The sequence below is a fragment of the Pseudomonas parafulva genome (assembly GCF_002021815.1).
In the GTDB taxonomy this organism is placed as follows: domain Bacteria; phylum Pseudomonadota; class Gammaproteobacteria; order Pseudomonadales; family Pseudomonadaceae; genus Aquipseudomonas; species Aquipseudomonas parafulva_B.
The window spans coordinates 2,154,661-2,168,627 of sequence record NZ_CP019952.1 but is presented as its reverse complement, the minus strand read 5'-3'; the positions used below and the strand labels follow the sequence as shown (position 1 = coordinate 2,168,627).

13 protein-coding genes are annotated in these 13,967 nt (G+C 62.7%); 8 read left to right on the top strand and 5 right to left on the bottom strand.

The window, feature by feature from the left end; genetic code table 11:
• The first annotated feature begins 367 nt into the window (after positions 1–367).
• The 5 genes from B2J77_RS09825 (at position 368) to B2J77_RS09805 (ending at position 7,090) form a co-directional block, all read left to right on the top strand.
• Positions 368–1,177 (top strand): gamma-glutamyl-gamma-aminobutyrate hydrolase family protein, encoded by an 810-nt coding sequence (locus B2J77_RS09825; RefSeq protein WP_058605392.1) that lies wholly within the window; start codon positions 368–370, stop codon positions 1,175–1,177.
• Positions 1,178–1,464: 287 nt separating this feature from the next.
• Complete coding sequence (gene kdgD / locus B2J77_RS09820; protein ID WP_078478530.1) at positions 1,465–2,376, top strand: 5-dehydro-4-deoxyglucarate dehydratase; 912 nt, start codon at positions 1,465–1,467, stop codon at positions 2,374–2,376.
• Positions 2,377–2,478: 102 nt separating this feature from the next.
• Entirely contained in the window at positions 2,479–3,843 is a 1,365-nt protein-coding gene (locus B2J77_RS09815) for an MFS transporter (protein ID WP_058638335.1), read from the top strand.
• Positions 3,844–3,919: 76 nt separating this feature from the next.
• On the top strand, positions 3,920–5,473 hold the full coding sequence (gene garD / locus B2J77_RS09810; RefSeq protein WP_078478529.1) for a galactarate dehydratase: 1,554 nt from the start codon (positions 3,920–3,922) through the stop codon (positions 5,471–5,473).
• Positions 5,474–5,497: 24 nt separating this feature from the next.
• On the top strand, positions 5,498–7,090 hold the full coding sequence (locus tag B2J77_RS09805) for an aldehyde dehydrogenase (NADP(+)) (RefSeq protein ID WP_078478528.1): 1,593 nt from the start codon (positions 5,498–5,500) through the stop codon (positions 7,088–7,090).
• A 45-nt stretch (positions 7,091–7,135) separates the two neighbouring features.
• On the opposite strand, the gene B2J77_RS09800 is transcribed toward B2J77_RS09805, so the two are convergent.
• Positions 7,136–7,885: a FadR/GntR family transcriptional regulator gene (locus tag B2J77_RS09800; RefSeq protein ID WP_058638384.1), complete on the bottom strand. Its 750-nt coding sequence runs from the start codon at positions 7,883–7,885 to the stop codon at positions 7,136–7,138.
• Positions 7,886–8,025: 140 nt separating this feature from the next.
• Between B2J77_RS09800 and B2J77_RS09795 the strand changes: the two genes are divergently transcribed.
• On the top strand, positions 8,026–8,676 hold the full coding sequence (locus tag B2J77_RS09795; protein ID WP_078478527.1) for a DUF998 domain-containing protein: 651 nt from the start codon (positions 8,026–8,028) through the stop codon (positions 8,674–8,676).
• 74 nt (positions 8,677–8,750) lie between these two features.
• Entirely contained in the window at positions 8,751–9,080 is a 330-nt protein-coding gene (locus B2J77_RS09790) for a hypothetical protein (protein WP_078478526.1), read from the top strand.
• 135 nt (positions 9,081–9,215) lie between these two features.
• Here B2J77_RS09790 and B2J77_RS09785 read toward each other — a convergent pair whose 3' ends face one another.
• A complete protein-coding gene (locus B2J77_RS09785) occupies positions 9,216–10,430 on the bottom strand; it encodes a YeeE/YedE family protein (RefSeq protein ID WP_078478525.1) in 1,215 nt (404 codons plus the stop codon).
• A 136-nt stretch (positions 10,431–10,566) separates the two neighbouring features.
• Here B2J77_RS09785 and B2J77_RS09780 point away from each other — a divergent pair, with 136 nt between their 5' ends.
• Entirely contained in the window at positions 10,567–11,475 is a 909-nt protein-coding gene (locus B2J77_RS09780) for a LysR family transcriptional regulator (RefSeq protein WP_078478524.1), read from the top strand.
• Here B2J77_RS09780 and B2J77_RS09775 read toward each other — a convergent pair.
• From B2J77_RS09775 to B2J77_RS09765, 3 genes are all read right to left on the bottom strand, one after another.
• Positions 11,460–11,993: a DMT family transporter gene (locus B2J77_RS09775; RefSeq protein WP_058638341.1), complete on the bottom strand. Its 534-nt coding sequence runs from the start codon at positions 11,991–11,993 to the stop codon at positions 11,460–11,462. The genes B2J77_RS09780 and B2J77_RS09775 overlap by 16 nt on opposite strands.
• Before the next feature lie 189 nt (positions 11,994–12,182).
• A complete protein-coding gene (locus B2J77_RS09770) occupies positions 12,183–13,472 on the bottom strand; it encodes a PQQ-dependent sugar dehydrogenase (protein ID WP_078478523.1) in 1,290 nt (429 codons plus the stop codon).
• Positions 13,469–13,897 carry a DUF2231 domain-containing protein gene (locus tag B2J77_RS09765; protein ID WP_058638343.1) on the bottom strand — a complete coding sequence of 143 codons (429 nt, stop codon included), beginning with the start codon at positions 13,895–13,897 and terminating at the stop codon, positions 13,469–13,471. The genes B2J77_RS09770 and B2J77_RS09765 overlap by 4 nt, the downstream gene beginning before the upstream one ends.
• Positions 13,898–13,967: the final 70 nt, after the last annotated feature.

Sequence of the window (13,967 nt, the reverse complement as noted above, 5' to 3'; positions counted from 1 at the left end):
CCCACGCATGCTGGCAGGGCCACGCGATCCGGTCAGATCAACCTCACAACCTCAACGGCTAGCACATGAAACCCGTGGATCATTGCGCCGCTGCAATGAGTCGACTGCGTCGTTAAGTATTATTGACCCTCGCCCCAGCCAAACCCACGCCGGCGCTGACTTATAGCCCGGTCGACCCCGCAATCCGGGCTTAGAGACCGGCTGCAGCCGTTTGACATATCAAACGGCTCTGGCAATCTAACACCAAGTCCCGACCGACATCGTCGACGCCGACGAGTCGGCAGTGCTCGGGGCCCCAGGTTGCACCAGCGCCGCGCGCCTTGCACCTGCACAACAACGACAGGTTCAACCTGTCCCAAGGTGACATATGTCCAACAGCAACATTGGCAACAAGCAACCTTCCCTGCGCAAACCCATCGTTCTGATGACCATGGGTACCCAAGAGCGCAAAGGCCATGACTACCAAGTCATGACCCACAAATACATCACCCCGCTGGTCGACTTCGCCGATTGCGTCCCGGTCCTGGTGCCCACCTGCTGTGGCACCGAGGCACTGGAGACCTACCTGGACATGGCCGACGGCGTGTACTTGACGGGTGCGGGCAGCAACATCGACCCAGCGCTGTATGGCCAGGAGAACGAGACCCCGGGCAAGGGCCAGGACAAGAACCGCGACCTGTTCGACATTCCGCTGGTCAAGGCCGCAATCAAGCGCGGCCTGCCCATCTTCGGCGTGTGCCGGGGCATGCAGGAAATCAACGTGGCGCTGGGCGGGGACATCTATCAGAAGGTCTACGCCGAGCCTGGCTTCAATGATCACCGCGAAAACCCGGAAGACCCTGTCGAGGTGCAGTACGCGCAGGCCCACAGCGTGAAGATCAAGCCCGGTAGCTGGCTGCGCGACACCCTTGGCACGGATGAGATTCGCGTCAACTCCCTGCACGGCCAAGGGCTGCGCAACCTGGGCAAGGGCATCGAAGCTATTGCCCACGCCGAAGACGGGCTCGTCGAGGCCATTCATGCCCCGAGCCTTTCGCCCTTTCTCTTTGCCGTGCAATGGCACCCAGAGTGGCAAGCTGCCAAGAATCCTGATTCGATCAAGATCTTCCAGGCGTTTGGCGATGCGTGTAGAGCGCACGTGCGCAAGGTACAGGGCAAGCCTCAACAGGCTGCCTGATCACTCGCACGCATGCGAGCAGTAAAGCATGGGGCGGCGCAAGGCCGCCCCAGTCGTTTGTGGATGCAACTGCCTAACCCTAGAGATACGATGACCTGACAGCAGAACCCGCTGTCCACGGCCCCTGCCGCACGCTATCACCCCGCCATGGCGAGTCATCGACGCCACCCTTAAATCAGCCCGACCAAAAAAACCTCCCTAAGGGACTGGTCTTGAAAGAGGTTGTACGATAACTTACCTCAAATACACCGCATCACTCCCACCCAAGCGTCTGGATGCCTATAACAATGAACCCACAAGAACTGAAATCCATCCTCTCCCACGGCTTGCTGTCGTTTCCTGTCACCGACTTCGATGCGCAGGGCGATTTCAATCAGGCCGGCTACATCAAACGCCTGGAATGGTTGGCCCCATACGGCGCAAGTGCGCTGTTCGCCGCCGGGGGTACGGGCGAATTCTTCTCCCTGGCTGCCAGCGAATACAGCCAGGTCATCAAGACAGCGGTGGACACCTGCGCCACGTCGGTACCTATCCTGGCGGGCGTTGGTGGTGCAACCCGCCAGGCCATCGAGTATGCGCAGCAAGCCGAGCGCCTGGGTGCCAAGGGGTTGCTGTTGCTGCCGCACTACCTCACCGAAGCCAGCCAGGATGGCGTCGCCGCCCATGTAGAGGCCGTGTGCCAGTCGGTCAACATCGGGGTGGTGGTCTATAACCGCAACGTCTGTCGCCTCAACGCCACCTTGCTCGAACAATTGGCCGAGCGGTGCCCGAACCTGATCGGCTACAAGGACGGCTTGGGTGACATTGAACTGATGGTGTCGATCCGCCGCCGGCTGGGTGAGCGTTTCAGCTACCTGGGCGGGCTACCGACTGCCGAAGTTTACGCTGCGGCGTACAAAGCGCTGGGCGTGCCGGTGTATTCATCGGCGGTATTCAACTTCATCCCCAAGACCGCCATGGACTTCTACCACGCCATTGCCCGGGACGATCATGCCACCGTGGCCAAGCTGATCGACGACTTCTTCCTGCCCTACCTGGACATTCGTAACCGCAAGGCCGGTTACGCCGTCAGCATCGTCAAGGCGGGTGCCCGCATTGCCGGCCATGATGCAGGCCCGGTTCGTGCCCCACTGACCGACCTGAGCCCCGATGAGTACGAAATGCTTGCGGCCCTGATGGACAAGATGGGGCCGCAGTAAACCCTCGCGGCGCCTGCCAGCGCCGCGTCCGGAGTGGGCTCGTCTTACTCCGGCATAAATCGAAGACCCCGCACAACAATAACTAGTGGGAGTACTACCAGCATGCAAGCGACGAAGAAAACGCATGTGCGCTACCTGATCCTGTTCATGCTGTTCGTGGTGACCACGATCAACTACGCCGACCGCGCAACCATCGCCATTGCAGGGTCGAGCCTGCAAAAAGACCTGGGCATCGACGCCGTCACCCTGGGCTACATATTCTCGGCCTTCGGCTGGGCCTATGTGGCCGGACAGATCCCCGGCGGATGGTTGCTCGATCGCTTCGGCTCAAAAAACGTCTATGCATTCAGCATCTTCACCTGGTCACTGTTCACCTTGCTGCAAGGCTTCGTCGGCGGCCTGCCGGTGGCCTGGGCAGTGGTCACTCTGTTTACCCTGCGTTTTCTGGTCGGTTTTGCCGAAGCGCCGTCGTTCCCCGGCAACGCCCGCATCGTCGCCGCCTGGTTTCCGACCCAGGAGCGCGGCACGGCCTCGGCGATCTTCAACTCGGCGCAGTATTTTGCCACTGCCCTGTTCGCACCGCTGATGGGCTGGATCGTGTTCAGCTTCGGCTGGGAGCATGTGTTCGTGGTCATGGGCGTGCTGGGCATCCTTTTCTCGATCATATGGCTCAAGACCATCTACAACCCCCGCCAGCACCCGCGTATCAGCCCCGCCGAGCTTGAACACATCGAGCAGAACGGCGGCTTGGTGGACATGGACCACAAGCGCGGCAACGACGGGCCCAAGTGGGGCTACATCAAGCAATTGCTGACCAGCCGCATGCTCCTGGGTGTGTACCTTGGCCAGTACTGCATCAACGCCATCACCTACTTCTTCCTGACCTGGTTCCCGGTGTACCTGGTTCAGGAACGGGGCATGACCATCCTCAAAGCAGGGTTCATCGCTTCGCTGCCAGCCATCTGTGGCTTCATCGGTGGGGTACTGGGCGGCGTGATCTCGGACTGGCTGCTGCGCCGCGGCCATTCGCTGACCTTCTCGCGCAAACTGCCCATCGTGTGCGGCCTGATGTTGTCCACCACCATGGTGTTCTGCAACTACGTCGATGCCGAATGGATGGTGGTGGGCTTCATGACCCTCGCTTTCTTCGGCAAAGGCATAGGTGCGTTGGGCTGGGCAGTGGTGGCCGACACCTCCCCCAAGCAGATCGCCGGCCTGTCCGGCGGGCTGTTCAATACCTTCGGCAACATCGCCTCGATCACAACGCCTATCGTGATTGGCTACATCATCAGCGCCACCGGCTCGTTCAAGTGGGCGCTGGTCTATGTGGGCGCCAACGCGCTGGTGGCAGTACTGAGCTACCTGGTGATCGTCGGCCCCATCAAGCGAATCGAGCTGCGCGAAGAGTCGCCTGAGTCCAAGCCGGCGTCAGTGCCGGATGCCCAGCTTGCCAGCCCGCGTCACTGATTGAGCACGTGCGCACGGACTAGCCCGTGCGCACGCACGTACAAAAGCCTGAGAACCTGAACAATAGGGCCCGAACATGCAGCTGATCGAACATTCCGAATCGCCGCGCTACATCCGCCTGCACGAGGACGACAATGTCGTGGTGGTGGTCAATGACGGCGGCCTGGGCGAAGGGGCCCGGTTCGTCGACGGGCTGACCCTGGTAGAAGACGTGCCGCAGAGCCACAAGGTGGCCACCGTGCCTATCCCCAAGGGCCAAGCGGTTCGACGCTATGGCCAGGTGATCGGTTATGCCCTTGAGGACCTGCGCCAGGGCAGTTGGGTGCAGGAGGGGCAGCTGGCCATGCCCGCCCCGCCTGAGCTGGACAATCTGCCATGCTGCGATGCAGTTCCCCAGCCACAACCGCCGCTGCAGGGCCATACCTTCGAAGGCTATCGCAATGCCGACGGCACGGTTGGCACTCGTAATATCCTGGGTATCACCACCACCGTGCAATGCGTCACTGGGGTGCTGGAGCATGCCGTCAAGCGCATCCGCCACGAGCTGCTGCCGCGCTATCGGAATGTGGACGATGTGGTCGCCCTCACCCACAGCTACGGCTGCGGCGTGGCCATCAATGCCCGCGATGCCTATATCCCCATCCGCACCGTGCGCAACCTGGCGCGCAACCCCAACCTGGGTGGCGAAGCGCTGGTCATCAGCCTGGGTTGTGAAAAACTGCAGGCCAGCCAGGTGATGCACGACGACGACCCCTCGGTCGACCTCAGCGAGCCCTGGCTGTATCGCCTGCAGGACGCAAGCCTGGGCTTCACTGAGATGATCGAGCAGATCATGGCCCTGGCCGAAACCCGCCTGAAGAAACTCGACAAGCGCAGGCGCGAGACCGTGCCGGCCAGTGAGTTGATCCTGGGCATGCAGTGCGGCGGCAGCGATGCCTTCTCGGGCATCACCGCCAACCCGGCACTTGGCTACGCGGCAGACCTGCTCGTGCGGGCCGGTGCAACGGTGCTGTTCTCAGAAGTGACCGAGGTGCGCGACGCCATCTACATGCTTACCTCCCGCACCCAGGACCGGCAGGTGGCCGATGCGCTGGTACGCGAAATGGACTGGTACGACCGCTACCTGCACCAGGGCGCTGCCGATCGCAGCGCCAATACCACGCCAGGCAACAAGAAAGGCGGCTTGTCGAACATTGTCGAGAAAGCACTGGGCTCGATCGTCAAGTCAGGCAGCGGCGCCATTCAAGGTGTGCTCGGGCCAGGGGAACGGGTGAGCGGCAAGGGGCTTATCTTCTGTGCCACCCCTGCCAGCGACTTCGTCTGCGGCACCCTGCAGCTGGCCGCCGGGATGAACCTGCATGTGTTCACTACCGGCCGCGGTACGCCCTATGGCCTGGCGATGGCGCCGGTAGTGAAGGTGTGCACCCGCACCGAGCTGGCGCAGCGCTGGCCGGACCTCATCGACATTGACGCCGGGCGCATCGCCACGGGCCGCAGCACCATCGAGGAGCTGGGCTGGGAGCTATTCCACTTCTACCTGGACGTGGCCAGCGGGCGCAAACACACCTGGGCCGAGCAACACCGCCTGCATAACGACATCACCCTGTTCAATCCCGCACCCATTACCTGATCCCTTGTCCTTGAGGAGTTCCAGATGCCAGAGATTCTTGGCCACAACTTCATCGCCAGCCAGCGCAGCGCAGCCGGCACGCAGCGCCTGCAAAGCCTGGATGCCACCACTGGCGAGCCCCTGCCCTATAGCTTCGCACAAGCCACCGAGGGCGAGGTGACCGAGGCGGCCGAGGCCGCACAGGCCGCCTTCGCAGGGTTTCGCCAATTGCCACCGGCACGCCGCGCCGAGTTTCTGGACGCCATTGCCGCGGAGCTCGATGCGCTCGACGATGCCTTCGTGGCGATCGTGTGCCGTGAAACCGCCTTACCGACAGCTCGGATCCAGGGTGAGCGCGGCAGGACCAGTGGTCAGATGCGCCTGTTTGCTCAGGTGCTGCGCCGAGGCGACTATCTGGGTGCGCGCATCGACCTGGCCCAACCAGACCGTAAGCCGCTGCCGCGGGTGGACCTGCGACAGATGCGCATCGGCGTTGGTCCTGTAGCGGTGTTCGGCGCTAGCAACTTCCCCCTGGCCTTCTCTACCGCCGGTGGTGACACCGCTGCTGCACTGGCTGCCGGTTGCCCGGTGGTATTCAAGGCGCACAGCGGCCATATGGCCACCGCCGACCTGGTCGGTTGTGCCATCGAACGCGCGGTCGCCCGTACCGGCATGCCCAAAGGTGTGTTCAACATGGTGTTCGGGGCAGGCGTGGGTGAGCCATTGGTCAAGCATCCGGCCATCCAGGCAGTGGGCTTCACCGGCTCGCTCAAAGGTGGCGATGCCCTGTGCCGCATGGCCGCCGAGCGCCCCCAGCCGATCCCGGTGTTTGCCGAAATGTCGAGCATCAACCCGGTGATTGTCCTGCCCGGGGCGCTGGCCAAGCGCGGCGAAGCCATTGCGCGTGAACTGGCAGGCTCCGTTTGCATGGGGGCTGGGCAGTTCTGCACCAACCCGGGGTTGGTGATAGGCCTGCAATCGTCCGCTTTCAGCCAATTCCTCGAAGACTTGGGCACCCATCTGGACCAACAGGCCGGCCAGACCATGCTCAATGCAGGTGGCCTGCGAAGCTATGTCAGTGGGCTGGATCACCTTCACGCCCATGACGGCATCGTGCACCTGGCCGGCCAGCCGCAGACAGGCCCCCAGGCACGTGCACAACTGTTCAAAGCCGAGGCCCGCCTGCTAGTGGCGTCCGACCCGCTTTTGCAGGAAGAAGTCTTCGGTCCGACGACAGTAGCGGTGCAAGCGCGCGACGAGGAACAACTGCGCAGCGCCCTGCAGGGCCTGAGAGGCCAACTGACCGCGACGCTGATCGGCGAGCCGGAAGACTTTGCTGCGTTCGCCTGGTTGGTACCGCTGCTTGAGGAAAAGGTCGGCCGCATCCTGGTCAACGGCTATCCAACAGGTGTGGAAGTATGCGATGCCATGGTCCACGGCGGCCCGTACCCCGCCACCTCGGACGCTCGGGGCACGTCTGTCGGCACGTTGGCCATCGACCGATTCCTGCGGCCGGTGTGCTACCAGAACTACCCCCAGGCGCTGCTGCCCGAGCCGCTGCGCGACAGCAATCCGCTGGGGTTGCGCCGGTTGGTCAATGGCCAGTGGAGTGAAGAAGCGCTCCAAGGTAGATCTTGAGTCATTAGCCGGGATGAGAGACACCCGGAGGCTGGGGCGGTTAGGTCACGCCCCGCTCACCTGCGCCCGCTCATGGGCTTGGCGCAGCCGCTCCCGACTGTTGCTCAGGTGCATGCGCATGGCCATCTTCGCCCCTTCACTGTCCTGGCGAGCAATCGCCTCATAGATCGCTTCGTGCTCATGCATCAACCGGCTCATGTAATGGGGCTGGTCGTCGTGGGCCAGGCGAGCAGAGTTGAGGCGGGTTCGAGGGATGATGCTGGTGCCCAGGTGGTTGATGATGTCGGCGAAATAGTGATTACCGCTGGCCTGGGCAATGCGCAGGTGGAATTGAAAGTCCGCGGACACTGCGTCGGTAGCATGGGCTGCTTGTTCATTTAGCTCATCGAGGGCTGCGCGCATCCCGGCCAGCTCTTCATCGCTGCGTCGCTGAGCCGCCAGGCTGGCCGATTCGATTTCGAGGGCGATGCGCAGCTCCAGTACCGCAAGTACTTCGCGCAGCGTCACCACCGTGGCCGGGTCGATGCGCAGCCCCCCGACCGGCGGAGCGTCCAGCACGAAGGTACCGATACCGTGACGGGTCTCCACCTGCCCGGCGGCTTGCAAGCGCGAGATCGCCTCACGCACGACCGTGCGGCTGACCCCTTCCTCAGCCATGATCTGCGATTCGGTCGGCAGCTTGTCACCGCGCTTGAGTTGACCACTGCGGATGCGTTCGGTCAGCACTGTGACAAGTTCCTGGGCCAGGCTGCGCGGCTTGCGCCTGGCCCGTGGCGGTGGTTGTAGATCTGACATGCCCTGGGCTTCACCTTGAAAGACAGCCGCCATGATAGCGCAGGCAGTTGTACGATCACATACGGCTGCAACGCTATCGGTGCTGGCGCTATCACCAGACCGTTTGTTAAGGTCCGGGCTTTCCACGGAAGGATGCCTGCATGAAATTGCTCGATCGATCACTGCTCAGCTGTGGCTTGCTCATTCCATTGTGGCTAGCTCTGGGCGTTACGCTGACCGCCATGGCCTACCCCGGCTACGATCATCTGCAATTGGCCATGAGCCAGCTTGGCGCCGTCGGTGCCCCAACCCATCATCTTTCCCCGCTGGTGAACAATTTCCCGTTAGCGCTACTGTTCGCCTTGTTCGCATGGGGCATTGCCCGGCGCTGGCGCGGCTCCCGGCTGGCCATGGTCAGTGCAGTGCTGTTGTTGCTGCACGCCGTTGGCAGCTTGGGCACGGGATGGTTCGCCTGCGACCAGGGCTGCGCGCCTGAACAGCCTTCCACGTCGCAGCAGTTGCACAACCTGTCCGGGCTGTTGATGTTCTTGTCCTTGACCCTCGCCAGTGCCCTGTGGATCTGGCTTGGCGCCCGCATCGCGCACTCGCGCGCCCTGGCGGTCTTCTCGCTGGCCTGTACCCTTGGGGCACTTGTCACAGTCGGGTTCATGGGCCAGGCCATGCAGAGCGGCGAATTGTTCGGGCTTTACCAGCGCCTCAATTATGGGGTGGGCGTGCTGTGGGTAGCGGCTATTGCCTGGTACAGCCTGCGCGAACATGCCAGCACAGGCGCCAAAGCTGCGCTGGCCTGAAGGCAAACTGCTGGCCCCCGGCTTTGGAAGGAGGAGGCAAACTTCCTTTTCCTTCAGAAGCTTAGGACAGGAACATGCGAGTAATTCTAGCAATCACGACGGGCTGCCTGCTGGCTACGGCAGGTATCGGCGCCAACGCCCGACCTTTGACTCAGAACGATCGCCAAGCCTGCAAGTGGGGCGCCCAGATTGCAGCCCAGGCCCAGCAGGCCAAGCTGTCTGGGATCACGCTGTATACCGCGCGCAAGAAGCTGCAGGCACGCAAGTTCGCCAAGCCGTGGATGCGCATGACCGCCTTCGGCATTACCGAGCAGACCTATAACAGTCGCTCGAGGCTCTCACCTGCTGCCATCAGCAAAACCTATCAGGAGCAATGTGTGCAACATGCGCTGGCACGCAGATAGCTATACATATCAACTAGTTACTAAACATAGTTGATAAAAAATATTAGCAACTACCCTTCCCGCCATGCTTGGTTCAGCCATTTCGAACCTTGCGTTGAATGGCCCAGTCGGGTATCAACGGGCCAGCCCTTCGCCTTAACAGCCGGTCAAGGTCGTCGCGCGACGCTCCCCTGCAAAGAACGCAGGGCGCAGCCGCACCCCGATCACGTTGCCCAGGTAGGCGGCGATCAGCCATAGCCAGCCGTGCAGGCTCCCTGAAGCGATACCGCTGAAATAAGCGCCGATATTGCAGCCGTAGGCCAGGCGCGAGCCGTAGCCCAGCAACAGGCCGCCGATGACGGCGGCGATCAATGACGGCAGCGGGATCTTCAGGCTTGGCGCAAAACGCCCGGCAAGGCCTGCTGCAAGCAACGCCCCCACCACGATGCCCAGGTCCATGACGGTGGTCACATCCTGCCAGACCGGCGAAGCCAATGCTTTGGCATTTGCCGGTGCCTGCCAGAACACCCAGCTGCTCACCTGAACACCCAGGCTGTCCAGCACCTTGGCGCCCCATAAGGCGAAGGCTGAGGTGATGCCCCAGGGCCGTCCAGCCAAGGCCAGGGTGGCATAGTTGAGCACGGCCAACGCGACGGCGCCCCAGAGCAACGGCCAGGGGCCTCGCACAAAGCGTTGCAGACCTGCCCGGTCATGCTGCTCGGGCTGTTCAAGCCTGCCGTGGCGGCGCTTTTCCAGGTGCACAGTGACCCAGGCGATCAGGCCGAACACGCCCAGGCTCACCAGCAAGGCAGGTACCAGGCCCCATGCCTGCACGATTGAGGTCGCAGGCAAGGATGGCAAGGCAAACCACCAGTCGGCGTGGTGCGTGGCGGTCACGGAACCGATGATGAAGAACAGCAGGGTTACCAGCATGCGGGCATTGCCGCCGCCAACGGTGAACAAGGTGCCCGACGCGCAGCCGCCCCCCAGTTGCATGCCGATGCCGAAGATGAAAGCCCCGAACACGACGGACACCCCGGCCGGTGCCACAAGGCCCGTCACGGGTGTGCCGAACAGGTTGCCGGCTGCAAGCGCCGGGAAGAACAGCAGTACGGCCAGCGCCAGCATGACCATCTGCGCACGCAAGCCGGCGCCGCGCCGCTCATTGATGAACACGCGCCAGGCTGAGGTGAAGCCGAAGGCGGCGTGATACAACGTCAGGCCCAGCGCAGCCCCCAGCAGCAGAAGCAGGACCTGCCTGAAGCCTGCATTGACATCCAGGAACCAAGCGCCAGCTATCAGTAGACCCAACGCGACAAGGGGTGCGCCCAGACGGCGCGGTTCAGGTGAAACGGTAGCGGAAAGACCCATCGAAATACTCGGAAAAAATCGAACAGGTGCGCAGTATAACGGCAATCACCGGTGAGGTCGTGTAGTGCCGCCAGCGGTGCAGGCGCGCATTTGTTAGGCTTGGCCCCTGCCCCCTTACGGATCAGACCCACGAACCATGGATCAATTGCGCCGAATCGACCTGAACCTGCTGCTGGCCCTGCACGCCCTGCTTACCGAGCGGCATGTAACACGCGCTGCCATTCGCCTGCACCGCAGCCAGCCGGCCGTCAGCCATGCGCTGGCGCAGTTGCGCGAGCATTTCGATGATCCTCTGCTGGTACGTCAGGGTGGCACGATGACGCTCACCGCGCGGGCTCAGGCGTTGGCCCAACCGCTGGAGGACGCATTGGCCAATCTGGAGGGGCTGCTGAGCACGCCCCAATTCGATGCTACGCAGGCCCGGCGACGCTTCCGTCTCTCGCTGTCGGACTATGCAGCACGGATCATCCTGCCACCTGTGCTGCGCCATGTGCGGCGCGTTGCCCCGGGCATCGACCTGGCGGTCAGCCAGGCCAGTCGCGAGGCAATGGTGGCTCAATTGCTCGATGGAGAACTGGACCTGGCGCTGGGGGTCTTTCCGGAATTACCTCAAGGCATCACCGCCCAGTCACTGTTTGCAGATCGCTTCGTAAGCGTGGCTGACCATCAGACGCTGCCGGCCACGGGCAAATTGAGTTTGAGCCAGTGGTTGGCGCGCCCCCATGTGCTGGTGGCTACGCGCCCCGACGCCTTCGATGAGATTGACCGTGCACTGGCCTCCCAAGGTCAGCGCCGGCACATTGCCCTGGCGCTGCCGCACTGGAGCGCAGCCGTAGAAGTAGTGAAAGATACCGACCTGATTCTGACCGTAGCGCGACGGGCCCTCGCCCCGCTGCCTGCCCATGGGGGGCTGTGCGAGTTCGTCCCCCCGCTGCCTTTGGACAGCATCGATTACCGGCAAGCCTGGCACAGCCGCAAGCAGGGTGATGCAGGGCATCGCTGGCTGCGCGAGACGGTGCTGGCATGCTGTCAGCCAGAGGTTTGATCGTGGCTTGAGCGCTGCACCGCGGGCTCGATTTTGCTGGGTGTACCGGCGGCACACTGACTCTGCACCAACCACACGCCGGCCAGGATCATCACAAGTCCGAAAATTCGCGCCAGCCCCAAGGGCCTGCCAGGCAGGTTCATGATGGCAAAATGATCAGCAACCACCGCCGTAACGATCTGCCCTGCCACCACCAGCACCAGAAAGCCTGCCGCTCCAAGCTTGGGCGTCAGCGCCGCCGCCCCTGCCACATACAGGGCGCCCAGCACACCGCCGATCCAGAGCCACCATGGCCCCTGCAGCGCCCTGCCGATGTCAGGCGCAGGTACCCGCAACACCAGCAGCGCTGCAATGACAACCACGGCGCTGACGGCAAGCGACGCAAATGCGCCCCACAGCCAGTGACCGAGCGCCCTGCCTGCAGCGGCATTGCCTGCCGCTTGAAACGGCAGAACCGCGCCAGCAATCAACGCCAAAACAATGGGTAACAGCACTATCATCATGGATTTACTGAACATGACCGTTCTCGCTAGACAGGACGGGGTTCAGCATGAGGCTATTGACGCCTCGCATGGAAATCGAAAGCTGAGATGGAAACTATTCGTGTGGCGAATAGCGAATCTGCGTGGCTACGCCAAGGCGTAATCGCCGTGATCCTAGAGAGTAAGCCATAGGGGCGGACAGTCCCGCCCCTGCAGCCGATTGCATCAGTTGCGCGTCACCCGCCAGACGGTGTTGGCCAGATCGTCCGCAATGATCAATGCCCCACGCGGATCGACTGTCACACCCACTGGACGCCCACGCGTCTTGCCATCTTCACCTCGAAAGCCGGTGGCGAAATCGATGGGCTCGCCTGCCGGCTTGCCGTTGCTGAACGGCACGAAGATGACCTTGTAGCCAACCGGGTTCGGCCTGTTCCAGCTGCCGTGCTCGCCCACGAACACCCCCTCGGCAAAGCCTTGGCCCATGGCGGCCGTTGAGAAGTCGACACCCAGCGCCGCGACATGCGACCCCAGGCTGTAGTCGGGCTTGATCGCCGCAGCTACTTTGTCAGGATTCTGCGGCCGCACTCGGTCGTCGACGTTCTGCCCCCAGTAGCTGTAGGGCCAGCCGTAAAAGCCGCCCTCACGCACGGACGTCAGGTAGTCGGGGACCAGGTCTGGGCCCAGTTCGTCGCGCTCGTTGACCACTGTCCAGAGCTGCCCGGTACCCGGCTGGATAGCCAGTGCAGTGGGGTTGCGCAGCCCGGTGGCGTAGGGCCGATGTGCGCCCGTCTGGGCATCGACTTCCCATACCATCGCACGGTCGATCTCGACCTCAAGGCCGCGCTCGGTGATGTTGCTGTTCGAACCGATGCCGACATAGAGGAAGCGGCCGTCCGGGCTGATGGTCAGGGCTTTGGTCCAGTGGTGGTTGACCTCGGCCGGCAGGTCGGTGAGCTTGACCGGCGGGCCGTCGGCCTTTGTCTGGCCGTCGCGGTAGTCGAAGCGCACCAGCGCATCCTGATTGGCCACGTACAACTTGCCATCGGCAAATGCCAGGCCATAAGGCGCATTCAGGTTCTCGGCAAAGACGGTCTGCAGCTCATACTTGCCATCACCATCGGCATCGCGCAACAGGGTCAGGCGGTTGCCGCCCTTGACCTGGGTATTGCCCTTGGCCTTGATCTGGCTGGCGATCACATCCTTGGGCTTGAGTTTGGCAGCGCTGCCGCCCCGCCCTTCGGCCACCAGGATGTCGCCATTGGGAAGCACCAGGCTCTGACGCGGGATCTTCAAGTCGGTCGCGATGGCCGTGATGCTGAAACCGTCGGGCACGGTCGGCTTTTGCTGCCCCCAGGCCACCGGCTCGGCGATCTTCATGCTGGGCAGCAGACCGCGCTGGGGCTCGGGCAGCTTCGGGTCAGGCCCACGGGCCTGGGTGGGGTCACCCTCACCGCCGCAAGCCGCCAGCAACAGCGAAAGGGACAACAAGCTCACAGCGTGCAGCGCTCTCATGCTTCACCTCCCGAACGCAGGTTGCTCAAGCCAAGCCATGCCGTCACCACAGCGAGCACGGTCACGATCACCGACAGTACCAGCCCGGACGGCATCACAGCCCAGGCGTCCTTGGCATGCTCGAAGGCGTTGACCAACCCCAGCACCCACGTCACCAGCAAGAGCAAGAAGTAAAGGGTTGGCCGCCCGGTCTTGTGTCGAGCGCTGATCAGGTTGGCCAGGGCGAACAGCAGGGCCAGCCCGCAGAACACCAACCCGCCTGCGATCAGCCAGGCGGCAAAGTTGCTCCATTGGATCTGGTAGCTGTTGTAGTAGGCAATGTCACTAATCATTGCCCCCAGGAACAGTGGCACGGTGCCCGCCAACAATAATGCATGCAGCGGGCCGGGTCTGCAGCGGTACAGGGTAGGGTCGGAAACGGTCACGGTGCCTCCTTTTCGTTCAGTGACCGGGGCCGACGAGAGACGGCCCGCGGGGATACGCAGGGTGCGCCTA